General features: G+C 45.5%; 22 protein-coding genes. 17 read left to right on the top strand and 5 right to left on the bottom strand.

Annotated features, from left to right (window positions below):
- Nucleotides 1-2 precede the first annotated feature (2 nt).
- From E0496_RS10560 to E0496_RS10510, 11 genes are all read left to right on the top strand, one after another.
- Entirely contained in the window at nt 3-1,151 is a 1,149-nt protein-coding gene (locus tag E0496_RS10560; RefSeq protein ID WP_141501516.1) for a WD40 repeat domain-containing protein, read from the top strand.
- A 214-nt stretch (nt 1,152-1,365) separates the two neighbouring features.
- Nucleotides 1,366-2,808, top strand: coding sequence for an N-acetylmuramoyl-L-alanine amidase (locus E0496_RS10555; protein WP_141501515.1), 1,443 nt, complete (start codon nt 1,366-1,368; stop codon nt 2,806-2,808).
- Between the two features lie 172 nt (nt 2,809-2,980).
- Complete coding sequence (locus tag E0496_RS10550; RefSeq protein WP_141501514.1) at nt 2,981-3,745, top strand: DeoR/GlpR family DNA-binding transcription regulator; 765 nt, start codon at nt 2,981-2,983, stop codon at nt 3,743-3,745.
- A gap of 259 nt (nt 3,746-4,004) precedes the next feature.
- A complete protein-coding gene (locus E0496_RS10545) occupies nt 4,005-4,862 on the top strand; it encodes a DMT family transporter (protein WP_141501513.1) in 858 nt (285 codons plus the stop codon).
- Between the two features lie 16 nt (nt 4,863-4,878).
- On the top strand, nt 4,879-5,757 hold the full coding sequence (locus tag E0496_RS10540; RefSeq protein ID WP_175598036.1) for a carbohydrate ABC transporter permease: 879 nt from the start codon (nt 4,879-4,881) through the stop codon (nt 5,755-5,757).
- A gap of 14 nt (nt 5,758-5,771) precedes the next feature.
- On the top strand, nt 5,772-6,614 hold the full coding sequence (locus tag E0496_RS10535) for a carbohydrate ABC transporter permease (RefSeq protein ID WP_241674676.1): 843 nt from the start codon (nt 5,772-5,774) through the stop codon (nt 6,612-6,614).
- A 59-nt stretch (nt 6,615-6,673) separates the two neighbouring features.
- Nucleotides 6,674-8,002, top strand: coding sequence for an ABC transporter substrate-binding protein (locus tag E0496_RS10530; protein WP_141501511.1), 1,329 nt, complete (start codon nt 6,674-6,676; stop codon nt 8,000-8,002).
- A gap of 14 nt (nt 8,003-8,016) precedes the next feature.
- Entirely contained in the window at nt 8,017-9,078 is a 1,062-nt protein-coding gene (locus E0496_RS10525; RefSeq protein WP_141501510.1) for a metallophosphoesterase family protein, read from the top strand.
- A gap of 237 nt (nt 9,079-9,315) precedes the next feature.
- On the top strand, nt 9,316-10,230 hold the full coding sequence (locus tag E0496_RS10520) for an NAD(P)/FAD-dependent oxidoreductase (protein ID WP_141501509.1): 915 nt from the start codon (nt 9,316-9,318) through the stop codon (nt 10,228-10,230).
- Nucleotides 10,231-10,472: 242 nt separating this feature from the next.
- Nucleotides 10,473-11,615 carry an MFS transporter gene (locus E0496_RS10515; protein ID WP_141501508.1) on the top strand — a complete coding sequence of 381 codons (1,143 nt, stop codon included), beginning with the start codon at nt 10,473-10,475 and terminating at the stop codon, nt 11,613-11,615.
- Between the two features lie 100 nt (nt 11,616-11,715).
- Nucleotides 11,716-12,417, top strand: a complete 702-nt coding sequence (locus tag E0496_RS10510) for a DUF7002 family protein (RefSeq protein ID WP_141501507.1) — start codon at nt 11,716-11,718, stop codon at nt 12,415-12,417.
- A gap of 32 nt (nt 12,418-12,449) precedes the next feature.
- On the opposite strand, the gene E0496_RS10505 is transcribed toward E0496_RS10510, so the two are convergent.
- The 5 genes from E0496_RS10505 to E0496_RS10485 form a co-directional block, all read right to left on the bottom strand.
- Nucleotides 12,450-13,577, bottom strand: a complete 1,128-nt coding sequence (locus E0496_RS10505; protein WP_141501506.1) for a GerAB/ArcD/ProY family transporter — start codon at nt 13,575-13,577, stop codon at nt 12,450-12,452.
- 13 nt (nt 13,578-13,590) lie between these two features.
- Nucleotides 13,591-13,824, bottom strand: coding sequence for a hypothetical protein (locus E0496_RS10500; RefSeq protein ID WP_141501505.1), 234 nt, complete (start codon nt 13,822-13,824; stop codon nt 13,591-13,593).
- A 12-nt stretch (nt 13,825-13,836) separates the two neighbouring features.
- Nucleotides 13,837-15,057: a Ger(x)C family spore germination protein gene (locus E0496_RS10495; RefSeq protein ID WP_141501504.1), complete on the bottom strand. Its 1,221-nt coding sequence runs from the start codon at nt 15,055-15,057 to the stop codon at nt 13,837-13,839.
- The gene (locus tag E0496_RS10490) at nt 15,054-16,556 is read right to left on the bottom strand and encodes a spore germination protein (protein WP_141501503.1); all 1,503 of its coding nucleotides are present in this window, start codon (nt 16,554-16,556) and stop codon (nt 15,054-15,056) included. The genes E0496_RS10495 and E0496_RS10490 overlap by 4 nt, the downstream gene beginning before the upstream one ends.
- 178 nt (nt 16,557-16,734) lie before the next feature.
- On the bottom strand, nt 16,735-17,430 hold the full coding sequence (locus E0496_RS10485) for a hypothetical protein (protein WP_141501502.1): 696 nt from the start codon (nt 17,428-17,430) through the stop codon (nt 16,735-16,737).
- A 158-nt stretch (nt 17,431-17,588) separates the two neighbouring features.
- Here E0496_RS10485 and E0496_RS10480 point away from each other — a divergent pair, with 158 nt between their 5' ends.
- From E0496_RS10480 to E0496_RS10455, 6 genes are all read left to right on the top strand, one after another.
- Complete coding sequence (locus E0496_RS10480) at nt 17,589-18,320, top strand: response regulator transcription factor (RefSeq protein WP_141501501.1); 732 nt, start codon at nt 17,589-17,591, stop codon at nt 18,318-18,320.
- Nucleotides 18,298-19,671 carry a sensor histidine kinase gene (locus tag E0496_RS10475; protein ID WP_141501500.1) on the top strand — a complete coding sequence of 458 codons (1,374 nt, stop codon included), beginning with the start codon at nt 18,298-18,300 and terminating at the stop codon, nt 19,669-19,671. The genes E0496_RS10480 and E0496_RS10475 overlap by 23 nt, the downstream gene beginning before the upstream one ends.
- 201 nt (nt 19,672-19,872) lie before the next feature.
- On the top strand, nt 19,873-20,301 hold the full coding sequence (locus E0496_RS10470; protein WP_141501499.1) for a hypothetical protein: 429 nt from the start codon (nt 19,873-19,875) through the stop codon (nt 20,299-20,301).
- Between the two features lie 136 nt (nt 20,302-20,437).
- Nucleotides 20,438-20,719: a DUF2277 domain-containing protein gene (locus tag E0496_RS10465; RefSeq protein ID WP_141501498.1), complete on the top strand. Its 282-nt coding sequence runs from the start codon at nt 20,438-20,440 to the stop codon at nt 20,717-20,719.
- Between the two features lie 68 nt (nt 20,720-20,787).
- Entirely contained in the window at nt 20,788-23,847 is a 3,060-nt protein-coding gene (locus tag E0496_RS10460) for a hybrid sensor histidine kinase/response regulator (protein ID WP_141501497.1), read from the top strand.
- On the top strand, nt 23,825-24,946 hold the full coding sequence (locus E0496_RS10455) for a response regulator (RefSeq protein WP_141501496.1): 1,122 nt from the start codon (nt 23,825-23,827) through the stop codon (nt 24,944-24,946). Before E0496_RS10460 ends, E0496_RS10455 begins: the two co-directional genes overlap by 23 nt.
- Nucleotides 24,947-24,954: the final 8 nt, after the last annotated feature.

Here is a 24,954-nt window from a genome sequence, read left to right as displayed (position 1 = left end):
GCATGAGAAACAGAGTCTTCTATCTGGCATTCTTCATCGTTATATGCTGCTCTCTGGCAGGCTGCCAGGGAGAGAAGAAAATCGAGACGATTATTATTGAAGATAAAGAGGATCAGCAGGCCACCAATGACGAGCTGTCCATGTTCGAAGTCAAGACCATCTATCCGGTGTTGGACGGAAAATTAGACCAGGTCTATCCGCTTGGTTGGAGCAAAGAAAACTCTTTAATTACGCTAGGAGCAAAGGATTACAAGCTTTCATCGACAATTGACCGCGTAGAGTTTCCTTATGTGTCCCGTTTGAAATTATGGGATGAGAAAGATGGCATTTTTCTATTTGAAAATTTAGTAGCTTTGTCACCGGATGGCCAGAAGGTAGCTTTTCCAGTCGTGGAGAATGGTGACTTTGCTCTCAAATTGTTTTCACTTACAGGAGGCAATGATGAGCTGATTGGAGCGATCACAACCGATCAACTGCGTTTTATCCGAATGACATGGTCTAGCAATAGCCGCTTCCTCAGCTATTCATTGGAAAATGAAGCGGATAAGCAGGCGGAAATTGGCGTTTACGATACAGAAAATAGGAATACAAAACGGTATTCGATCGAGCAAAATGACCCTTACTTAAAGGAGTCTGTCGCTCTCCATTCGGTTCATGTTTCTAATGATGGGGAAAGTGCGGTCATCGTGAAATACCAAGCCAAGCAGTTGATGCTTGCAATCGGCCTTTGGAGCGGGGATAAATTCAAGAGCAAATACGAGTATCCGATTAGCGAAGGCGGATGGGTTGAGTGGATTCATCAGGATCAGATCGCCTTCGTTGGAGCAGATGGGAATTTGTACGCCTACGACCAGCGAAATGCCGTGGTGTCTCTTCTGTTAAGGGATATAGGATTATTTCGACTATCGGATGACCGGAAATTTATTGCTTTTTCCCAAGATGGCGATTCCGTATTTGCAGCCAGGCTTTACGGGAATAACGTATTAAACATGAAACTGATCTATCAAGGAATGATTCCAGTACAGATGGCTTGGAGCCCTGATAATGGGAAGCTAATGCTTAGTGGAGCCAAGCTGTATGAAATTGCTCAGCCTATGTCAGAAACTCGAGTATTGAAAGGCATGCAAAGCCTAGTCATTGAATTTAAATAGGAACTGAAATAATAAGCACAGCTTATGCTTAACGGCAGAAGCTGTGCTTTTTGCGCATACGATGTTTAGGAATGAGTCGACGTTTGCTTATTCATAGACAGTAATAGTAGCAGTCGTACACAACTTGTTTACATGCTAGCGAAGTTGGCGAGACATCTCTCAACTATAGTTGTTTTTAAGAGATGACTACTACTATCATTCGCTAGGAGGCACCATGAATACGTATAAAAAACGCAAACTGTCCATCAAAGCCATCATCATTCTTTTTGTTCTATTTATTACTTTGGTGGGAGGTGTAACCGCTTGGGGTATCAGCTATACAAGCGATAAACTTCCTATCCGGTCAACCGGGCATTCATTTGAAAATCCGGTAAAACTATCACCTCTGGCATCCTTTCAATCGCCAAAGTATAAAATTATGATCGATCCGGGACATGGAGGGAAAGATCCAGGCGCCACGGGGGCTAGCGGGAAATACGAGAGGGACTATACGCTCACGCTTGCGATGAAGGTGTTCGATTTGCTAAGGGACGAACCGATGTTTGAGCCGCGATTGACAAGATCAACAGATATATTCGTAGAATTGGAGGATCGCGCAGCTATGGCTAATGAATGGCAAGCTGACGCTTTGTTATCAATTCATGGAAATACGTACACAGATGCTTCTGCAAACGGAACGGAGACGTTACACACAGAGGAAGGCAGCAGGCTATTAGCTCAATCCGTTCAACAGAACATGATCATGGGTTTAGGATTTCGAGACCGCGGAGTAAAGGAGGAGCAGCTTAAGGTGCTTTCGCTTAGCGAAATGCCGGCAGTACTCGTTGAGGTCGGTTACCTAACCAACTCTGACGAGGAATCTATTATGCTTAGCACGGATGGGCAAGCGGCAGCAGCAAAGGGCATCGTAGAAGGCTTAAAGCAATATTTCTTGCAATATGGCGAGCATCCCTCTAGTCCGGATAATCAACAAATCGATGGACTTGAGGAACTGAGCAGTGATAATCATACGAATGTAGCTTCAGACGTTATTAAAAAAAAGGTTTATTACAACGGTGCAGCAGCTGATGGAAAGCGCGTTGCATTGACTTTTGATGATGGGCCAGATACGGAAATCACTTCTAGTATTTTGGATATTTTGAAAGAAAATGAGATAAAGGCGACTTTTTTTATTGTGGGAAAACAAGCGAAGGCCCACCCGGAGATGGTGAAGAGGATCGTAAAGGAAGGACATATAATAGCTAACCACTCGTGGTCGCATCCTCATTTTGACCAGCTGACAATCGAGGAAGCTCGGAAACAAATCAAGGATACGCAGGATCAATTGGAAGCCATTTCGGGCTTGCGTCCTCTGTTGTTTCGTCCACCGTATGGGGAATTGGACGAGGAAAGAGTAAAGGCCGTACATGAGCTAAATATGGCGGTCGTGAACTGGTCTGTGGATACGATGGATTGGTCGGGAATCGGAGCGCCAGCTATGATGAAAATCGTGAACAAACAAATCTATCCCGGAGGAATTATTTTGCAGCATTCTTCCAGCGGAAAGGACAATACGGTCGAAGCGCTCAAGCTCATGATTCCACAATTGCGAGAAAAAGAGTACACATTCGTTACGGTACCAGAGATGCTGCACTTGCCCGCTTATCAGGATGCTTAGGATGAGAATTATTAAACCGGCTATGTATTCGAAAAATGGATATGAGATCTTTGGAGGGCTAAATGGTTCTCCTTATTGGAAATGTGTGAATTATTGTGTTTTTTTGCGTTTTGTCCAGCCGTTGTGGTACACTTCTTTTTAGTATTTTGTTAGTTGGTGAAGGAGTGGTCGAATGCTGGTGCATGAAAGACACAATGCTATTTTACAATTGCTGCATGAGAGTCAGTCTATAAAAGCAACAGATTTGATTGCTAAGTTTGGCGTTTCTTTCGAGACCGTCCGCAGGGATTTGGAGAGCCTTGAGAAGGAAGGCTTTCTTAAACGCGTTCATGGTGGAGCGACGCTGCCTGCGTCGGATTATCGGAAAGAGCTGCCTTTCACGGTTAGGGAGCTGAAGCGAGTCCAAGAAAAGTCAGAGCTTGCTCATACGGCTTCGAATTTTGTGTCCGAAGGACAGTCTTTATTTCTCGATGTAAGTACAACGAATACGGAATTTGCGAAGGTTCTGATGAAAAAATTCGAGCGACTTACCATCTTGACGAACTCTTTTCCAATATCCTCCTTATTAATGAATAAATCGGGCTTTACGATTATTTTTGTCGGAGGGGTTGTTCGCAATGCGGAGCAATGCGTTGTGGGTGACATCGCAGAGCATTTTATTTCGCAATTCCATGCGGATACATTTTTTATGAGTACTAGCGGAATATCATTAACCGCTGGACTAACGGACTATGGCATCGGGGAAATTCAGTTGAAGAAAAAAATGCTGGAGCGCTCGAATAAGGTTATCGTTCTTGCCGATAGAAGCAAATTCAATGCGGTCTCTCTGTCATCGATATGCGGTCTTTCGGATGTAGAGCGGATCGTCACGGATTCAAAAATTGATCCGGAAGTGTTACAAACGTACAGGCATAATGGCATAGTAGTGGAATGTTAGACAACACAATCCATTAGAAGAAACGAGCGTCTAGGGACAATCCCTAGACGTTTTTTTGTGCTTGTTTAACTTTAAGCAGAAGAAGTCGCACAGGAGTATTTGTCGGATGAAACGCGCCTGGAAGCAAGTTTGGTCAGCCGGAAAAAGAAAGCGCTCTTTTTGTTGTTGACAGAGACAGTGGAGGATGATACGATGAAAAACATGAATTGTGTTTTGTTGTATAAATGTGTGTTTATGTGTGTTTCGGAGGAGGTGTAATTTGCATATCATTTCAGTGCTTCTCGTACTCACTTCGGGCATTTCGCATGCCGTTTGGAATTTGCTTACCAAGCATAGCGAGAACAAACCATTATTTTTATGGATTATTTTCGTTCCTTCCACGGTTTTGCTGCTTCCTTCCTTTGTGAAGGAGGTAACGAGCCCAGACATTTCGACACAAGGTTATTTGCTTTTACTGCTGTCCATGCTGATCCAAGGGGGATACGCTAATTTTCTTGCCAAATCGTTAACTTATGGGGACTTATCGCAGGTATATCCCATGATGAGAGGGATCAGTACGTTTTTGCTGCCGCTGATGAGCGTGCTGTTTTTGAAGGAAAGCTTGTCCGTCTGGGGCTGGATAGGATTATTATGTATTGCTATCGGTTTTAGCGTGACTAGCGGGCTTGCCTTTACTAGGCAAAGAAAAGCGATCCCGCTCAAAGTCATTCTCTATACGGTCGGAGTTGGATTGTGCACCATGAGTTATGTAATGGTAGACAAAATCAATTTGCTTCACTTCTCGCCGCTCGCTTTGTTGGAAGCTTCCAACATCGGTTTCATCCTGGGACTCACGCCTTACATTAAGTTCAAGAAAACGGACTGGACCGGCGTGATAAGAAAAGATGGGGCGCTGCTTGCGATTGGTTCCGTCCTCTCGCCGGGTTCCTACTTTTTGTTTCTGCTCGCCCTTAATCTTTCTCCGCTGACTTACGTTGCACCGCTTCGTGAGATCGGGACCGTCTTTGGAACGCTCGCAGCTATCTATGTCTTGAAAGAGAAAAAAGAAATCATCCGCATTGCTTCGGCAGGCATCATCTTTACGGGAATCGTATTGATCGGCTTCTGGGGAATTTAACTTTAGGGGGGATATCATGAATTGGAAAAAATGGGGAGAGCCGCAGGCTTATTTATTTATTTTGCCTGCACTGATTCCTTACTTGCTCTTCTGGCTTGCGCCCATGGCCTATATCGTTTATTTAAGCTTCACAGATTGGGATTTCATGAATCCAGTCAAAAACTGGGTTGGATTAGAGAATTACGTGAATTTGCTTCAAGAACCCGCTTTTTTCAAAGCGCTTAAAACGACCTTCTTATTCGCTTTAGGAAATGTATTTCCAACCCTGATCGGAGGGCTGCTGCTGGCCTTGCTGCTGAATCGCAAGATGAAAGGCTCAGCGATATACAGGGCTATCATTTTCTCTCCATGGATCACGCCAACGGTAGCCGTTTCCATCGTATGGGCATGGATTTATGAGCCGCGAGTGGGATTGGCTAATGCCATATTGAACTTTTTCGGCGCTGGCAGCTTGGAATGGACGCAAAGCCCCAAGACAGCGCTGCTTTCCGTCTTAATCGTGACCGTGTGGAAAGGAATCGGGTGGACGATGGTCTTTTATCTGGTCGCTCTTCAGAACATTCCGGAATCGCTGCATGAGGCGGCGATGATTGAAGGAGCCAGCAAAACCCAGCGATTCTGGCATGTGACGCTGCCGCTTATCTCTCCAACATCATTCTTTCTATTCATGATTACGACCATCGATGCCATGCAGGCCTATGATCAAATCAATGTGCTTACACAAGGCGGGCCGTCGGGCTCCACCACGACACTTTTATATTTGTATTATGATGCCGCTTTCAGGCAATTCAACATCGGGCAGGCCTCGACGGTATCGATATCGATGGTCGTAATGCTTGGGCTGATATCCCTCGTGTCCATGTATATTTCTAGACGGAGGATCCATTACTTATAAGGAGGTGTGCACAAATGCTGCCTATGAACCGATTTTTTAGTCGAATGATTTTATATGTATCGCTTGTAATCATCTGTATCGTTATGGTGTTTCCATTTCTATGGATGTTCAGCAGCTCACTTAAAACGAATGACGAGATTTGGGCCATTCCACCGATTTTGTGGCCGGCGGAGCCGCTTTGGAGCAACTTTATCGATGCTTGGCATTCGGCCCCCTTTAGTCTGTATTTGTTTAATAGCGTATTCGTAGCTACCGCGGTGGTCGTCATTCAATTAATAAATTCTTCGATGATGGCGTATGCCCTTTCCCATATGAAGTTTGCGCTTGCTCGGCCGCTGATGGGGCTTATCATTGTCAGTTACATGCTGCCTGTATCGGCTACTTATTTGACGGGATACGTCATTCTTGCGAAGCTCGGATTGCTCGATAGCTATTCCGGACTGATCCTGTCCAACACCATAACGATATTTGGAGTTTTCCTGCTTCGGCAAGCGTTTCTTCAAATACCGAAGGAGGTGGCAGAGGCAGCAAAGATTGATGGAGCCGGACATTGGAAAATTCTTTGGAAAATAATGATACCGCTTTCCAGTTCCACGTTGATCGTGATGTCGCTGCTTTCCTTCATTGGACAGTACAACAATTATTTGTGGCCGATGCTCATCACGAAAAATCCCAACCTTTACCTGGTCTCTGCCGGTCTTCGAAGCTTCTTTGTGGAAGGCGGAGCATATGGAATGAAATGGCCGCTCATCATGGCAGCAAGTACATTTACGATTGTTCCATTGCTTGTTCTCTTCGTTGTCGCCCAAAAATGGATTATTAAGGGGGTGAACAACGCGCAAACGGTGAACAAATGATCGTAACTGCAGGGGCGAATGTCATGAACAAACAAATGAAATGGGAGGTCAAGACAAACATGAAGAATACAAAAAAATGGAACAACACGATAGTCGTGCTTATTCTGACGGCACTGCTAGCGGCATGCGGCAGCAATTCCGGAAAAGAAACGAATTCAGCCGGTGGCACGAATGGCCCGGCAGCCAAAGCAGTGGAAATTGAGTTCTGGCACGGCTTGGGAGGCAAGCTGGGGGAAACGATGCAATCCATCATGGATGACTTTAACCAATCACAGAGCGAGGTAGTCGTGAAGGCGGTTATTCAAGGGAATTATGATGAAACGAAACAGAAGCTGCAAGCGGCCATTGCTGCGGGAGACCCGCCTGCCGCCGCACTCGTAGAGGACAGGGATTGGGCTAGAAAAGGCTATTTTGCGGATTTGGACGGGTTAATCGCAGGGCAAGCTGATTTTGATCCGAGTGACTTCGTATCTTCCTTTTATGAGCCGGGCAAAGTTGACGGCAAGCAATATTTCCTTCCTTTATACGGTAGAACTCAGCTGCTTTATTACCGTAAAGACATGCTGGAGAAAGCAGGCATTAGCCCGGACAAGCTTGCAACGTGGGAGGGGCTGGCTGAGGTTGCCAAGCAGATGACGGTGAAAGAAAATGGTGAAACCAAAGTTTATGGTTGGGAGCCGATGTGGAACCACTCGAATCTCATCGACGCCACGCTCAGTCGAGGCGGCAAAATTTTGAGCGATGACGGTACGAAGGTGCTGATTGATAGCCAAGAGTGGATTGAAACCTGGGATGCTTTCCGCAAATGGATTCATGAAGACAAGATTATGCGCATACATTTTGGCGGGCAAGGCTGGGAATATTGGTACAAAACAATCGATGACGTTATGCATGGTCGGGCATTAGGCTATACGGGCTCAACCGGCGACATTGGGGATTTGGATTTCTCCATTATCGGCGCTGCACCTCAGCCAGGCTGGGAAGGGCATGAAGCGAAGCCGGAAGCCGCGGGAGTCTATGCTGCAATTCTGGGAAATGCTTCACCTGAGAAGCAAGCCGCTGCTTTCAAATGGCTATCCTTTTTTACGAATACGAAAAATACTGCAAAATGGTCGATTGAAACCGGTTATATCGCAGTGCGTAATTCGGCTGCTGAAGACGCTGCTTTTGTTGCCTATACGAAAGAAAATCCTCATTTTGCGGCACCGCTTAAGCAAGCTAAAACCGCCAGCCCGTATTTTGCGGATCCGACAAATGGGAAAATCAACGATGCGCTGAAGCTTGCGGCTGACCGCGTGGAGATCGAGAACAGGCCCGCAGCAGAAGCGTTGAAGGAAGCGCAGCAGACCGCACAGAAGGAGTTAGACAAATATTTGAGCAAAAAATGAGGAGATGAAGCGTCATGGCGGGGATAGACGAGTTATACGCGGATATCGCTAGGACTGCAATTGAGAATCTGGCGGATAGCCAGAACGAACGTACCTTAAACTTTGTGTTTATAACGGATCTGCATCATGGGTTGGGCGGGAATCAGCTCAACTCTGCTCGGATAATTGGGGAAATCGCAAAGAACTTGCCTCTGGACTTTATTTTGTGCGGCGGCGATATCAGCATTAATGGCCCGAAGTCCGAGGTGGTCGCAGCCCAAAGGGAAATGACCGCTGAGCTTGCTGCTGCGGGTGTTCCTCTCTTGATGGTAAAAGGGAATCATGATGATAATTCCATATATGATTACGAGCTTCAGAGCGGAGGCGCCGAGCATGTTGTTTATCCGCATGAAACTCGCGAAATTACGCTTGACCCTGTTAAGGAGCTAGCATCCTTCAATACCGAACACCCAATGAGCTTATATTATTACGTGGATATTCCGCATAAGAAAACAAGGGTCATCGTATTGGATTGTACGGATTTTCCTTATACTCACAAGGAAAATGGGGAATTGGCTCTCCTAGGGCAATGGCATTATATTTTTTCTGCCAAGCAGTTAAGCTGGCTGGCAAACGAAGCGCTTGTCCTTCATAATAAAGCGGGCTGGCGTGTGCTGATTGCCTCGCATGTTCCGATTTTACAGGAAGATATCGTAGGGGCCGATCATGCGGTGCGCAACGATGAAGCATTATGGGGAATCCTAAAGGCTTTCCGAGAGGGAGGAACTTATGGGTCGTATGCTCTTGAAGGAGCTCCTGGGGAAAAGGTAGTAGCCGACTTCTCCAAACAAGTACCGGGTACGGTAATAGGATGCCTGTTCGGACATGTGCACCATGACCAAGTCGTCTATAAAGATGGGATTCCGATGGTGTCTACTTTAAACGCTTGCACACACCAAGAATTTGCAAATTCGCCAGAACGGGTAAAGGGAACGGCTTCGGAGAGCGCTTTCGACATCATGACCGCCGATTTTGAGCATTCAAGGATAACGGCATACCGAATTGGCGCAGGCATGCACCGCAATTTTACTTATTAATAGGATAAAGAACCTTCAATGCCATTTATGTTGTGGTGTTGAAGGTTTTTTGATGATGAAGCATAAAAGTGTCGCAGTAAATGAGAAAGGGAAAATATTACTATGAAGTAGTCAGATAAAATCCTAGCTTGATAAAAGAAGTGTCATCGTTTATAGTAGATATTAAGGATACTAATTATCTCTGATTATTTCTTTTGTTCTATTTGAAGATATTAAAGACATGGGAAGGTGTTAATTATGGAGCAACTAATTGATGTAGGGATTATCGGCGGGGGACCAGCCGGGATGAATGCAGCTCTTGTACTAGGCAGAGCAAGAAAAAGTGTGATCGTTATCGACGAAGGGCGCCCGCGTAACCGCGTTACGCGGGAGACTCATGGTTTTTTAACCAGAGATGGAGTTACACCTAGCGAATTTCGGCGTATCGCAAAGGAGCAGATTAATCAATATCCTTCGGTTCAATTCGTAGAAGAAGCGGCTGTTTCCGTTTCTGGTACCGATGGCGATTTTCAAATTACGACTTCACAAGGGAAGGGCTACCGGTTCAAAAAGCTGCTGTTTGCAGTAGGAATGAAGGACCTTCCTTTAGATATTGATGGCTTGACCGAGGTGTATGGCAAAAGCGCGTTTGTTTGTCCGTATTGCGACGGCTGGGAATTAAGGGATCAGCCGCTCGTGTTAATTGTCAAAGGTGCCCGGGCGATGCACTTAGCTAAAATGATATCCGGATGGACGAGCCAGTATTCGATTTGCACGGATGGTCCTGACGATTTAACGGATGAACAGCGCGAGGAGCTGAAGCAGCATCAAGTTCCGGTATTTGATTCACCGATTGCACGCATTGAATCCACGGATGGTCAGGTTCAGCACGTTGCATTGCAGGATGGGACAATCGTTCCGTGCAAAGGTATTTTCTTCGCGCCAAAGCTAGCTGCCGGATCAAACCTGCCCCAAGCCATCGGCTGCGAAGTCACGGAATCAGGAACTGTTATCGTTGATAGCGTTGGAAAAACGAACGTGCCTGGTATATATAGCGCAGGCGATGCCGCATCGGAGCTGTTTCAGGCGATCATAGCTGCTTCGCTAGGTGCATTGGCCGGCGTTGGTATCAATAATGAACTGCTTACAGAGGCATGGGTCAGCCGGACCTAGTTGCAACCACCCAATTATTTTAATTAAAAAGGCTGCTGTCAACACGATTTTTTCGAGTGTTGCAGCGTCTTTTTTTTTGATGCAAGCGATCTCCTTACCGTTTGAAGGTTGAAATCCGTCCACATCTGTTATACTTGAGAAATAGCGGCTAATGACATATAAGGAGGCAACTTATAGCTACGCGATAATAAAAAATAGCCCGCAACCCATTCCAGAAAACCACTAGAGGTGTCCAAACGTCTATGAATGCTTTAAGACTGCTCCGAAGCTTTAACTTTATGTATTTTGCATTGCTTTCCATGTTCATTACTTTTCTTCCAGTTTATCTGGATGATCAAGGCTTACAGCCTGCACAAATCGGTTTCATTATCGGAACCGGAGGGTTTGTGACTATTATCACTCAGCCCTTGTGGGGGATGATTAGCGATAAGAAGAAGACGATTCGCAAAATCCTTCTCCTGCTTGTTCTAATCTCAAGCGTTGTCGGCTATTTTCTCTACAGCTCCAGCAGTTTCTTTTTGCTGATTCTGTTTGCGATGCTGTTATATTTTTTTCTTATGCCAATCGATCCGTTAACAGAAAGCTTGAATTTCTCCGTATCAGAAGCGGCTGGAGTCAGTTATGGGTCCATACGTACATACGGAGCGTTGGGTTATGCGGTAACTTCCTTGCTTACGGGATATGTCATGTCATACTTCGGAGCGCATAGCTTGGCTTTGCTCTTTGTTTGTATTGGCCTGATCAGCTTTCTAATTAGCTGGAAGATGACTGATGTTCCGGTAACGGGCAAACCAGTTACTTTAAACAGCCTTAAGCTGTTTATGAGCAACAAAGAAACGCTGCTGTTTTTGCTGCTCGTATTTGTATGCTCGGTTCCCGCCCGCATGAATGATACTTACCTTGGCATTTATATCCGTGAGCTGGGCGGTAGTCCAGAGCTCGTTGGCCAGGCCTTCTTTTTGGCGGCAGGCAGTGAGATTCTGGTATTCGCTTTAAGCTTCTGGTGGATGCGCAAGGGCAAGGAACTCATGCTGATTTCGATTGCCTCCGTATTTTTTTTCTTGCGTTTTTTTCTGTCCGCATGGATTACCGATCCACATATGCTGGCCTATTTGCAAATCATGCAATTGCTCACATTTCCTATATTTTATTCAGCGGCGATTCAATATTTATACCGCATTGTTCCCGTCGAATGGAGGGCTACGGGCCAAACTGTATTGGCGCTGCTCTTTTTTGGCGTATCAGGGATCATCGCTTCTTATGCAGGCGGGTTTATTTATGAGACTTACGGGGCACAAACCCTTTATCTATCAATATCAGCGTTGTCATTCCTAGGCATGCTGTTCGGATTCATTCTGTATTGGCGATATGGTAGACAGAAGTAATACTTTTCGGTATGACTATCAGGACAGATGGGCATGATTGTAGCTGAATAAATCCGTCATCTAGCCTGCAACGAGGGGCATGAGAAAGAGGAGAAGTTAGATGTACGATACGGTGGCAGCAGTCATAACGAAATCAAACACGCGAAAATCGTTGTACCATTTTACAAGAGCTAGCAATTTGCCGATGATGGCTAACTATGATTCGCTATTTTCAAGCCAGCATTTGCAGGGGCAGCCTACCGTGGAACGTCGGCAAAAGGCCATGACGTTGAATTATGCTGAATACAGCCTAACCATAAACGCCCATCTGAAAATCCCGGATGTGATGATAGATGAATCGACCACGCAACAAGCGTTTCGTGCTTGCCTGGATCGGCATGTCTTTCTCTGGCCTACCTTGAAGGATTGCCGAAAAATGTTAGATACCTATAGGCGCAGGGAACCGAATGAATCTTTTGCCGTTCTGGCATTCGATGCTTATTCGCTTATGACGGCATGCCAAGCAACTGTCAAATTGTCAAAATATGATTCGGGGAGCTCACCGCGTTTCCCGCATCTGTGCAGCTATAAGAAAAGTCCAGTGATGTTTTTGCCCTTGGCGCAATTCAAGAAAGTGTCGAACCGACTTGTTCCGGAGCAAGTATCTGAAATTCACGAAGTGTTGATCGAAGACCGAGTAAGCTTTATCACTCGTTATTTGAGGGCTATCTACATTGCCGATGAGCTAGATGTTCCGCCGAGATGGAGGGAATATGCAGCTCCATTGGATGATTTGATGGAAATGCACAATTCAACAAAATGATAAAGCCCTGTGCCGCTTGGCATAGGGATTTTTTATACCTTTTGCTTTTCTGTAGAAGCGCTGATAGGATTTTCGTCTACTTTCTTCTTCTGGAGAAGGAGCACAACAAGGAGCAGCATAGGCAAGAACAGCGTAAAAATAGAAGCGAACGGCGCCCAGTTCTTGGACAGGAAATCTTGGATAAATATCGTATTCGGGTAACAAAGCAAAGCAAGAACGACTATGCCAAAACCTAATGGAATGATAAATGGTTTTGTATCCTTTAATTTCAAAAGTTGGCCCAATCCGATAACGGAAGCGTCCAGCGTAATGACGATTTTCATGACAATGGACATGATCCATATGAAAATCATTAAGCCTTCAATTCGCTCTAGAAAATGACCAATACTAATATTTTTGGCCAGTACGTAGGCAGGAAACAATTGATTGGAAGTCACGCTGGCGCCCATAACGCCAATGCATCCCATTGAAGTAACAATTAAGACAATTCCGCCAACTAAAACGCCTCCCATAAAACCTCCGTTGCTCGATGCTGGTTTCTTTACGTAAGGATACAGCATGAGCAGAACGACCATTTCTTGCAAACCAGAGAAGGAGAAACCTGCCTTAACGATCGGCATAAAGCCATATTCCAGCATCGGTTCAAAATTATTAATATTTATTTTTGGCAATATAGGAAGGATCAGCAAGCCGAAAAAGCAAATTAAAATCGGAAAAAAAATTTGCGCGGCTCGTGAATAAACGACCAGCCCGGCCCGGACGGCAAAAACAATAATGATAACAAACAATATTTGCAGCACTTCAATAGGCGTTTCGGGTAAATTTTGCGTCGTCAAAAAATAACCGAGATCTCCGACCATAAGCGCTGCCAGCAAGTAGAAGAACAAGACAAAACAAATCCCTAAGACATTTCCTGCCCATTTGCCGAAAGCCGCATGGCACATCTCAACAAGCGTTTTATCGTTATGTCGCTTGCCAAGCAGGATGTAAATGAGGACCATCAGACCATTTAACCCCACGCCTAATAGGGCAGCCAGCCAGCCGTCTTGATTAGCTTCTAGAGCGAGTCCGGCTGGTGTAATGAGGATAGATGTTCCAATGGTGAAAAAAATAACCAAAATTGAAAACGTACGAACGCTAAGCATATCTTTATTTACCATAACATTATTCCTTTCAGGACATAAGCGAATAGAGTGCCCGTGCGTAAGGTGAAATCCATTTTCCTAGCCAAACCAATGGGTTAGGTGGCCTGCTCATATAAATATAAGTCATGCTTCCAGCGGTCATTACAATCATGATCAGGGAAACCAGCATAAGCTCCTTTATTTTGTGTTCACGAAGCAGAGGAGGCACGTCAACCGCGCATACCCAGCCCCAAGCCCCGATGATTCCCACCCACAGCCACATGGCAGCGTCCTCCTACTTTTTAGTCTCTTTGCTTACGGACTGAATCGTTGTGCCGATTCTTTTGATCGTACAGATAGAGTGTACGTTAATTTTCACCTTTTCGAATGTCTGATCCCAATCCTTAATGCTATGCCACTTTTTGGGATCGGAACGGTGAAGCTCGTCGCCAAATCCAAAAATATCGGTTTTCACCTGTTTTTGAAATTTATGCAGTGTATTCTCTAGCATGCTCTCCAATTTCTTGTCTGCCAGTTGGTTTAGCATAACAAGGGTTTCTGGTTTGCTGATGTCTAATTCACAGCTAATGTCCGTAACGTCCTGCTCTGTTTTCAAAGTGAGCTCAAATTCCGGCAGTTCTCCTTTTGTGTTGACGTGAATCTTTGCATGGGAATGAACGACCTGAAGGCTCACAGTTCCCTCGCTGTTCGGACACGAGAGGGTTCCGGTTGATTGTACAATGCTATTCTGAATGTAATTGAGTACTTTGGTGTCATTCTCATTTAACCAGCCAGCCATTTTGTCATACTTAAAGGCAACCATGCCCGCATACTTTAGGATGACAACGGGGTCAATGATATGAGCGCTTGAGACACTGTCGCCTTTTGTAGGATTTCCTACAATCTCCAGAGCAGTAAGGGCAGGGCCTTTTCCTTGCCGGGATAAATCCTGAATTAATTTGTCTAGTGTAATTTTTCCCGTTGCCGCCCATAGTTTATCTGAGGTTTCGAGTTTGGTGAACAAGTTGTTAGCTGGAATGGGGTCCATCGGGCTGTACATGTTTAATATTTTTCCTGCCGACGTTCCTTTAGCGACAACTAGATAGAAGTCGGTTCGCATTTGACGGTTTCTAGCAATAAAATCTAATGGCTTGCTGATTCCGCTGCGTGCAACCTCCTCGCCAACAATTAAGATGCGCAAGTGGGAAAAATATAGCTGCCTAGCCACCTTCGCGGTCATTCTGCTCAAGGCTTCAGGGATCGAGATCCCGGTGGCTTCGTAGGAGATGACGGGGCTGAAGTTGCTGCTGGTTCCCTGTTTGCTGCTAACCTGACTTGGATTGACGATTTGTGCGGTTACATTGTATCGGTCGCCTTTCTTGTCGATGCCCAATCCTACGACGATGCTCAGCTCGTTCAGCTCATGCCTGCTCCAGCAAGCGGATAGGTACAACGCTAAGAACAGCAGGACAAGAGTGACTAGTGTGGGCCTGATGAAGGAAATGATTCGCATCATGGTTTTTTTTGCCTCACTAACCTTTTGGGGTTAAGGCTTTTTGGACGTGTCATCATTGAAGTGAAGGGAACGCGAAATAGCGTATCCTTCTGATCAGAAAGGTTGAATGGCGCGAGCGGAGCCATATAAGAAACGCCAAACGACGTAAGGCTGCATAGATGAAATATAATCGCAATGACGCCTATAAACACACCATATAATCCGAAGGATGCCGCCAGTATCATCAACAGGAAACGGATGATTCGAGCCGCGATGCCTAAATTGAATGCAGGCAGAACAAAATTGGAAATGGCCGTAATCGAAACTACTATGACCATGGCGGCACTTACCAGACCAGCTTCCACCGCTGCCTGTCCGACAACGAGTGTTCCGACGATAGATATGGATTGTCCTATCGTTTTAGGCATGCGTACGCTCGCTTCACGCAAAATTTCAAAGGTTATCTCCATGATTAACGCTTCTACAAAGGCAGGGAAGGGGACCCCTTCCCGCTGGGCTGCCAGATTGTAAAGCAGGGTCGTCGGCAGCATTTCTTGATGGAACGTTGTAATCGCTATGTAAAAAGAAGGGGTAATCGTCGCCAAAATAAACGAGAAGAAACGGAGCAAGCGGATTAGCGTACTGAAATCCGCCCTTTCGTAATAATCTTCGCTGGATTGGAAAAACTGCGTAAACAATGCTGGAACCAATAAAGCAAAAGGTGTCCCGTCGACCATAATGGCCACTCTTCCTTCTAATAAACCTGCTGCGACAACATCCGGCCTCTCTGAGTTGAAGATCGTAGGGAAGGGCGTGTAGATTTTGTCCTGAATTTGCTCTTCTATATAATTGCTCTCCAGTATTCCATCGATATTGATTTTCCGCAGCCTTTCCCTGACCAGCTCGAGAACACTTTCCGAGACAAGATTATCAATATAAATAATCGCAACCTTGGTTTGGGTAACGCTCCCTAATTTAAGTGTCTCGAACCAGAGATGACGACTGTTGATTTTTCTGCGAATCATAGCCGTGTTCCAGCCTAATACTTCCGTAAACCCTTCACGCGGTCCTCGTACTACCGATTGAACATTCGGCTCTTCTACCGATCGTGCTTTCAATTCCTTCGTTCCTACTGCAAGTGCGTAGTTGCAGCCATCCAGCAGCAGGATGCTATTGCCTGTAAGCAGCATATCGTACAGTTCGTCAAACGAGGCAAGCTTATGCACGGAGCCTTCGGGTATGACGCGTTCCTGATAATAGTCCAGCAGCTCCGCGGACGTGGTTGAAGGATCGTTTTCATGATTTCCGGCAAATAAAAATTGGAGCATCATGCTTGAGCTTGATAAGCCGTCCATATAGACGGTTGCTCCTTGAACAATGCGCCCATTAGCTAAAGCAGCTTGAAATTGACGCGAGATCAAGTCAGGGCTGTAGCCGAGTTCCTCATGCAGCTGTTTTAGATTTAATTCCAAATATTCGTGCAACAGATGATCATTATTTGTAGGTGTGGGTATGTACATTGCTGCACCTCGGGTCTCATTGGTTGTAGGGTACGGTTAAGATAGAGTTCCCCCTTGATCCAAATAAATACATTTGAGGAAGAAGAGAAAATGTTCTTCTAGCATATGCAAACGCGTTGGATGAAAAAAAGGCAGCCCGCATCTGCTGCGGACTGCCTTTATCACTTCGAGGTGCTCATTATTCCTTGCCGCTATCCACGTCTTGCGATAATGCGCTAATTTCCAGCTTGTACAGCTCTAGCTGCTTCGCAAGCGTCTCTCTAATGGCGGCTTCGTCTTTGGATTCGACTGCCTTCTCGAGCGCCATCATACCTTCAAAGAAGGGAGAAGCCTTGAGTTCTATTGCGGATTCAGTCGCTGCAATGCTAGCAACGGCAAAGGTTCCGCTCTCTTGTAAAGGTACACTTGTTAATTGAGCAGACTCACCATCTACGGACAATACCTTAATGGATGCAAGCTCTTTTTCAGTTAAAGGTACTGCTTGAAGCGTAATTTGAGCCGTACCAGCTAAGTTTTGTTTTTCCAAAGACAGGCTAGGCACTACTACATCTGCTTCCGTAACTTCCGCGATGCTAATCGCTTCGAAGCGCTTTGAAAGAAGTTTATCGTACTCAGCGATAGTCGCCTGCCATTCCTTCACCGTATCTTTCGCATAGGTTTCTGCCAGCTTAATCGGATCAAGCAGCTGAAATGCGGCGGTTGTAGTGACCGCGTCTAGCTTAATTGGATCGGTCAAGTGAGTGGAAGAGACAACAGCTACGCGTTCCAGCTTTGCTTTGGGAAGAGACGAGTCTGCAAAGACAGTAGGGCCAGCTACAGCTGACAGCAGCAAAGTGGACAATGCGACATTTTTGAAAATCATTTTGTAATTCATGGTTAACACTCCTTCAAGGTTTGGGTTTGTCTTACAGGACCTAGTGTATCGTTTAAATGTGGCAGTCCATGTGACGAATTGTGGAAAAACAATGGCACTGCCCCTATCGCTCCTCTAGCTTGCTATAATAATAGAGATTCAGAATAGGAGGATGTGCAATGAACCATTATTTGATCGCTATCATCGATGATGATCAACATATACGAGAGCTTGTCGAGGCTTATTTGAAGAAAGAGCAGTTTCGTACAGTAGCACTGGCTAATGCAGAGGAGGGACTGGAGCAGCTCAGTACAGAACCGCCTGATATGTGGATTCTGGATATCATGCTTCCGGGTATGGACGGTTATGAGTTTTGCCGACGGATTCGCCGCGACGGGGAGGTTCCAATTATGATGATCTCCGCCCGCGATAACGAGGTAGACAAAATATTAGGACTGGAGCTTGGCAGCGATGATTATATGGTTAAACCCTTCAGTCCAAGAGAAATGGTAGCTCGGGTCAAAAGGCAGCTTCAACGGTGGTATAGGCTAAGGACGATAGAAGAAGGCAAGCAGACCTCCTCGGTACTACAGCTTGAAGCGGGCCAGCTTCAGCTTGCAGTAGATGAAAGGCGTGTGTTCTGGTGCGGAGAAGAAGTGGATGTGACCTCCAAGGAGTTCGCGCTGCTTCTGACGCTTGCCGAACGGCCTAATCGTGCCTTTGCCAGAGATGAGCTGCTGACCATCATTTGGGGTGATGATTATTTTGGAAGCGACCGGGCAGTGGATCATTTAGTGAAGCGGCTGCGCAAAAAAATCGAGGAGCTTCCTGTGGAAGCGGTATGGGGACACGGTTACCGGCTTCGGATGAATGGAGGGGAGATGCGGAATGAAGCTTCTTTATCAAATTAATTTGGCGTTTGCGTTTCTGCTCATACTGGTGCTGTCTCTCACGGCCGTAATTTTTCATTATGTCCTGCTTGATCATTTTATAGAGGTTCAGAAAAAAGACATGATTCAGCTTAGTGAGTCCATCTCAGTAAATTTGCAGGAGGTGGGTGAAATCAAAGCTTTGCCATCCAGCAGCGTGATTGGGGTTGCGATGGCGACTGTGGCGAAGCAGTCGCTGGTGGGTGTCGATGCCATTTTAACCGATGCCAGTCAGAATGTTTTGTATAGTACGCTTGAGCCTGTGCAGATTGAAATGCAAACCAGACCCATTCCACAGTCCGGATTTCAGGCCACTGCTATAAACACGGTAGGAACGCAGTTTATTACAGCGGCAAGCGCGATTCCACAAGGCGGAACGTTGACTCTCCTTACACCGATCAGCAAAATAAAGCTGATTGAGCAGTCTCTGCTGGGAAGGCTTCTAATTGTTTTATGCGGTGGTGGTGTACTTGCATTTCTGCTTAGCCTCATCATTACGAGAAAACTAATTAAACCTTTGATGAAGCTCCAAGTCGAGCTAAAAAAGGTCAAGGGACGACGATTCTCGGAGGTGAAGCTCATTAAGGCCGATGGAGAGATCGGTGATGTTGCGAAATCGGTGTATGAGCTTGCAGGAGAGCTGAATAGATTTAATTTAATACAGAGGCAGTTTATCCAAAATGCGTCGCATGAATTGAAAACGCCACTGATGTCGATAGCGGGTTACGCAGAAGGAATTCGCGACGGTATTTTTGAAGGAGAGCAAGTGAGTAAAGGACTGGATATTATTATGAGCGAAAGCAGTCGATTGAAAAATATCGTGACGGAGATGACGCTGCTTGCCAAGCTGGATGGAGAGGAAGAACACTTCACAGCGTCCCAGGTTAGCCTGCCTGAATTGATTGCAGAGACGGTGGAGCGAATCAATCCCATGTTGGTGAAAAATCAAGTTGCGCTTACGACCACCTTTATGCCTGAAAGAAGAGGCCAGCTAGTGGTTTACGGCGACCAAGACAAGCTGCTGCAAGCGCTGCTGAATGTGGTATCGAATGCAGTTAGGCATGCCAGCAGCACCATACAAATTCAAGCTGGAATTGGTTTACATGGCATTGAAATAACGATCAAAGATGACGGGCCGGGCATACCGGAAGAGCTGCTGCCTCATCTGTTTCACCGTTTTGTGAAGGGCAAGGATGGGGAAACCGGTCTTGGGCTTGCCATATCTAGAGCAATTGTAGAGCGATGTGGAGGGATAATATCAGCTCGAAATTGTGCAGAAGGCGGAGCTGATTTTAAACTGTTATTTCCTCTAAGTATTCAGGCAGCAGCCTAGCCGTCGTGAGCAACAGTAGCATTCCTAAGGGAATCATGTGCGATATTACGAGATATGGAAATTGATATTGAATGAAGGGAAAAGGGATGATAACCTGATTTTGCTTGGCATAGGACACATGGGAGGAGGACGGCTCCCAAATCGAAGATCAGCAGGTCGCCGGAATAAATTACTCGAATAAGGGAAGAGGATGTGTAATTAATGAGGATCAGAAAGAAGCTTTTTGGTTTAGCCTTGCTTTTGCTGCTTGTCCCAGCAGTGTCAGCTAACGCAGCAGCTAGCGGAGACACAGCAGCCAAGAATAACGCGCAGCCCCCTTTTTCAGCGCTAAACGTGAACACGCTCGCTTTCACCAATTCGTGGACGGCGAACCTTGAGGCTGGTAACATTAGACTCGGTGGTGCATTCTCTAACACAAGCTCCACCAATTACACGTCCATGTATTTTGACTTATACCGGGTAACCGCAACTGGCGATGTATATGTAGGAAGCAACCATGTGAATATAAACCCAGGTCAGACGGTTGGCGGTTATTATCATCTTGCTTATAACCAGCCTGCAGGGTTGTACAAAGTAGTGCTGAACTCATCTTATGCCATCACTTCAGGTGTATCACTGGGCAATTATTAGGATATTAATAAAGGCTGCCGATCCTATCGATCGGCAGCTTTTTCTATATACGCTCATGTAAAACGTTGAATTCACTGGCATGTAGGATTACCAGTGTTGTACTATGGATGATATAACTTTGCCAAAGGAGAACACTATGTGCCGGAATATAAAACCTTTATTTAATTTTGAACCGCCTGCTACCGAAGATGAGATCATGGCGGCTTCCCTGCAATTCGTCAGAAAAATTTCAGGCTTCAATAAGCCTTCGCAAGCCAATGAGGCAGCGTTTAATCAAGCGGTAGAGGAAGTGGCTGCGGCGGCAAGCAAAATGTTAAACGAATTGATAACAGGTGCTGAGTCACGTAATCGTGAAGTAGAGTTGGAGCGTGCACGCGCTAGGAATGCACTAAGATTCGGAAGTAAAGAAGAATTATAGGTCCTATGTAGCTGACAGAGGCTAACACAGATAGGAAAAAAACATAGGATTGAGGAAAAGCCCCCGAAATGAATGAAAATATTCAGTTGAAAAAATATGCAAGTTTAATCATTATTTTAATCTTTCTTGTATTTTGTTTACTAAGCGCGAAGATGCTCAATCAGCGTCATTCTCCAAAGGCAGAGTCGGGCATGTTAGATTTGAGCGGCTGGGAGAAGAGCGGAGAGTCCGTTTTGGATCTGGATGGAGAATGGCTATTTTACCCTGAGCAATTTTTGGAATCGACAGAGGATTTTGAGGAAGCTTCTAGTTATTCATCCATTTCAGTGCCGGGCAATTGGAAGAGCGGATTTACGGGTAAGAAGCGGAACGATGCCAAGGGATATGGTACTTATCGGCTTCACATTGCTTTGGGCAAGGAAGCGGGGCAGATTGGTTTCCGTGTACCACTGATTCGAACCTCACATCGTTTGTTCATCAATGGAGAACAGCTTGGAGGAAGTGGAGAAGTGGGCAGCCAGGCATCCGAGTACGCTGGCGGCGTTGAGCCGTATATTGCTTTTAAGGAGATTGACAGCAGTACGATTGACGTCGTCATACAAGTTGCCAACTATGACATGTCCGGCAGCGGCGGGATAGTATTTCCGATTAGCATGGGCCCGCAGAAGCTCATTATTCGCGAACATATAAATCAGGCAGCGTTTGAATTTGGAATGATAGTGGTCTTCCTGTTGCTGGCCTTTTACTTTGCTTTGGTGCAATTTCAAATGCGTCGCAATGGATGGGTTTACCTTGTTTTTTTGTTTATCTTCACGGCCCTCTCTACAGCGAATCAAGGCTCCCGCTGGTTGCTATCGGTATGGCCAACGATTTCCTACAGCACTATCGTTAAATTGCAATGGATTAACGCACTGTGCGTTTTATATTGCTTGTTCCTATTTGTCCGTATTCGGTTTGAGGAACAAGTGAAGATTTGGGCGGTGCGGGTGCTGCCTGGTGCAGTTCTTTTTGCGATCGGGCTTACGGTCCTTTTACCCCCAGCTCTTTTTACCGGCTTTTTGCCAGTGGTGTCTGTGTTTGTAATTGGAATAAATTTGTATATTCTTACTATTATGATTAGGGGCACAAAGAATGGCAAAGCAGAGTTTATATATGAGTTTTTGGCGATTTGTTTATTTTCAGCGATTGCATTCCTAAGCGCTCTGCTTCAAATGGGTTTCATGAAGCTTACTGTTTGGTACTTTATTCAAATTATCGCTTTTCTCGTTTCGATCTCTTGTTTGCTGTTTGTGCAGTTTTTCAGATCCTTTCATAAAATGAAGGCACTGAGAGACGATTTAAAGCGGATGGATGTTCTGAAAAATAATTTTATCGTCAATCTATCGACTCAAATCAAAGGGCCCTTGCAAACCATCATGAACTTAATTTATGCCAGATTGAACGCCAACGACCAGCTATCCGCCAGTCAGGAAAAGGACTTGCAGCAAATGGCGTCTGTCGGATGGTCAACCGAGATGCTGGTACAGGATATGATGGATTTTACGAGATTGAATGAAGAGCAGATTCCGCTCAGACTTCGGCAAATCAATGCAAGAATTGCGCTTGATTTGGTCATCGATATGTACTCGCCTGCCTTTGCAGGGGATTGGAAAATAACTAATCATATCTCGGCGCAGTTGCCTCCGATCTGGGCCGATTCCCAGCGCTTCTCTCAAGTCATGGTAGGTTTGTTTAGAGAATTTTCGGGACTAACCTCTCAAGGGAAAATTATTTTTCGAGGTACAGAGCAGGACCAAATGCTTGTGATTGAGATGAAGATCATCACTCATGAGCTTTCAATAGAGCAAGTGGAGTCGTATTTGGAAATTTGGAATGAGCCCATAGGTAAGGAGTCAAAGCCTCATAGCCCCCATCCAAGTTCGGTGCTAATTCGTGCCTTGTTAACGCAGCAGAATGCAAAATTGCATCTGAATGGAGCAGCGGATAACCTGCTGGAACTGCGTCTTTCTTTTCCGCTTGCAACGCGCCAAGCTAGCGATCGACAAGTAGAGAGTTTCACTGAACAAGCCAACCACGACACGAAGATCATGTGGGATGAAACTAAGAATACAGAAAAAGCGACGATTTTAATCGTTGATAATGACCAATTAAACTGTGGGGTGATGGGATCCGTACTCATGCTGGATCATTACCAGACCTATTTTGCTGCAAGCAGCAAGGATGCCCGTCAACAGATGAGTGTGCTCCCAGAAGTTGATTTAGTCATTATTGACCAATTACTCCCCGATGAGTCGGGTTTGGAATTGAGTCGTCATTTCCGCACTTTATATTCAGCGCTGGAACTGCCTATTTTGTTGATGACCTCAACAGGGTATTTGAATTACGGACTCCTTTCTCATCATTCAGGCGTTAATGATTTTATTGAAAAGCCAGTCGAAGCATCGGAGCTGCGAGTCCGAGTTCAAACGCTGCTTCAGCTCAAACATGCCGTACAAAAGAGAATTCGGATGGAAATGGCTTTTTTGCAAGCGCAAATTAAACCCCATTTTCTCTTTAATACATTAAATTCGATTGCTGCACTAAGCAAGAGAGACACCGGACAAATGATGGCTTTGTTATCTGAGCTGGGACAATATTTGCGTGAAAGTTTTCGATTCGATAGTTTGGAGCCGTTAGTACCCATTGAAAGGGAGCTAAAGCTGATTGAATCTTATTTGCACATTGAAAAGGTCCGTTATGATGACTGGTTGACCTATGAGCTCGATGTATCTGAACGAGGATTCAAGCTTCCGCCGCTCACGCTTCAACCGTTGGTAGAAAATGCAGTAAGACATGGCATCATGGCCAGAACTCAGGGTGGTCACCTGCTTGTCAGAATCCACCGTGAGGAGAATCATATTTGTATTTTGATCAAAGATAACGGAGTGGGGATGTCTGCTGAGGTGTTGGAGAACGTTCTTACCAAACCTTTATCTGGTGGGATCGGCATAGCCAATACGGATCTGCGGCTGAAGCAGTGGTTCGGATCGGGGCTGACTATTTTGAGCTGGCCAGAAGAAGGCACAGAGGTTTACATTCGTTTGCCGCTAGAGAGGATGAGGATACATGAGGACCATTATAGTCGATGATGAGCCTCTAGCTCTTCATCATATGTCAGATGAGCTCGAGCGAATCGAAGAGCTCGAAATTATTGGAAAATATCGTGATCCTTTTCTGGCTTGGGAGCAGATTTGTCTAGAGCGTCCGGATGCTGTTTTTCTTGATATTGAAATGCCAGGTATGAGAGGAACGGCATTAGCTGAGCTGATTATACAGGAATTCCCTGACATGTTCATTGTTTTTGTAACGGTTTATGAGGAATATGCGATTGAAGCATTCGAGCTGAATGCGATGGATTATGTGTTAAAACCCATACGTAGGGAACGAATTGCCAAAACGGTGGGGCGGTTGTTGAAAGCTAAGCAAGAACATGCGCTAATCTCAACTCCTGCTCACAAAACGAAAATGTTGTGCTTCGGCACACTGAAATTCGAGCGTGGAGGCCATAAGCCCTATTCATTAAAATGGAAAACGTTTAAAGCACAGGAGTTATTTTTGTTTCTTTTCCAGCAGAGAGGCAAAGCGGTCCGCAAGGAAATGCTGCTCGAAGAGATGTGGCCGGACATCGACTCGAAAAAAGCGATGACCCAATTATATACAGCAGCCTACCAGATTCGTAAAATGATCCGCGATGAAGGGATTGATATTCAAATTGTTAACGTGGATGAAGGCTACCGACTTGAAATTGGTGAGATTGAGCTGGAAGTTGAGCTCTGGGAGCAAGGGCTCAAAGCAGCAGGCGTTATTACAGAGTTCAACGTAAATCAGCATAATAAGCTTTTCGAGACTTACATAGGCGGTTATCTTGAGGATTATGGCTATATTTGGTCGGAGTGGGAGAGACAGCGGCTGCAGCGTCTGTGGTTGGAGCAAAGTGTGAAACTCGGAGAATACTATTTGACTAGCTTCAAACTGAAGGAAGCCATTGTCCATTACATCAGGCTACAATCAATTTTGCCAACGCATGAGAACAGCTACTTTGAGCTGATGCGAATCTATGACCAGCTTTCGGACCGCTTCTCGGTGGAAAGGCAATATGAGTTATTGCAGACGATGCTTTTCAAAAATATGGATTGCGAACCGAGCGCACAGGTTAGGCAGTGGTATGATGAGTGGAAACGACATTAATAGCAGAT

Origin of the sequence: Paenibacillus luteus, from assembly GCF_006542765.1 — a bacterium.
Taxonomy (GTDB): domain Bacteria; phylum Bacillota; class Bacilli; order Paenibacillales; family Paenibacillaceae; genus Pristimantibacillus; species Pristimantibacillus luteus.
This window is presented reverse-complemented; position numbering and strand designations above follow the sequence as displayed.

Coding starts and splice junctions, on each gene's coding strand:
- E0496_RS10560 (WP_141501516.1), top strand. CDS start 3: ATGAGAAACAGAGTCTTCTATCTGGCATTCTTCATCGTTATATGCTGC.
- E0496_RS10555 (WP_141501515.1), top strand. CDS start 1,366: ATGAATACGTATAAAAAACGCAAACTGTCCATCAAAGCCATCATCATT.
- E0496_RS10550 (WP_141501514.1), top strand. CDS start 2,981: ATGCTGGTGCATGAAAGACACAATGCTATTTTACAATTGCTGCATGAG.
- E0496_RS10540 (WP_175598036.1), top strand. CDS start 4,879: ATGAATTGGAAAAAATGGGGAGAGCCGCAGGCTTATTTATTTATTTTG.
- E0496_RS10535 (WP_241674676.1), top strand. CDS start 5,772: ATGCTGCCTATGAACCGATTTTTTAGTCGAATGATTTTATATGTATCG.
- E0496_RS10530 (WP_141501511.1), top strand. CDS start 6,674: ATGAAGAATACAAAAAAATGGAACAACACGATAGTCGTGCTTATTCTG.
- E0496_RS10525 (WP_141501510.1), top strand. CDS start 8,017: ATGGCGGGGATAGACGAGTTATACGCGGATATCGCTAGGACTGCAATT.
- E0496_RS10520 (WP_141501509.1), top strand. CDS start 9,316: ATGGAGCAACTAATTGATGTAGGGATTATCGGCGGGGGACCAGCCGGG.
- E0496_RS10515 (WP_141501508.1), top strand. CDS start 10,473: ATGAATGCTTTAAGACTGCTCCGAAGCTTTAACTTTATGTATTTTGCA.
- E0496_RS10510 (WP_141501507.1), top strand. CDS start 11,716: ATGTACGATACGGTGGCAGCAGTCATAACGAAATCAAACACGCGAAAA.
- E0496_RS10505 (WP_141501506.1), bottom strand. CDS start 13,577: ATGGTAAATAAAGATATGCTTAGCGTTCGTACGTTTTCAATTTTGGTT.
- E0496_RS10500 (WP_141501505.1), bottom strand. CDS start 13,824: ATGTGGCTGTGGGTGGGAATCATCGGGGCTTGGGGCTGGGTATGCGCG.
- E0496_RS10495 (WP_141501504.1), bottom strand. CDS start 15,057: ATGATGCGAATCATTTCCTTCATCAGGCCCACACTAGTCACTCTTGTC.
- E0496_RS10490 (WP_141501503.1), bottom strand. CDS start 16,556: ATGTACATACCCACACCTACAAATAATGATCATCTGTTGCACGAATAT.
- E0496_RS10485 (WP_141501502.1), bottom strand. CDS start 17,430: ATGAATTACAAAATGATTTTCAAAAATGTCGCATTGTCCACTTTGCTG.
- E0496_RS10480 (WP_141501501.1), top strand. CDS start 17,589: ATGAACCATTATTTGATCGCTATCATCGATGATGATCAACATATACGA.
- E0496_RS10475 (WP_141501500.1), top strand. CDS start 18,298: ATGAAGCTTCTTTATCAAATTAATTTGGCGTTTGCGTTTCTGCTCATA.
- E0496_RS10470 (WP_141501499.1), top strand. CDS start 19,873: ATGAGGATCAGAAAGAAGCTTTTTGGTTTAGCCTTGCTTTTGCTGCTT.
- E0496_RS10465 (WP_141501498.1), top strand. CDS start 20,438: ATGTGCCGGAATATAAAACCTTTATTTAATTTTGAACCGCCTGCTACC.
- E0496_RS10460 (WP_141501497.1), top strand. CDS start 20,788: ATGAATGAAAATATTCAGTTGAAAAAATATGCAAGTTTAATCATTATT.
- E0496_RS10455 (WP_141501496.1), top strand. CDS start 23,825: ATGAGGACCATTATAGTCGATGATGAGCCTCTAGCTCTTCATCATATG.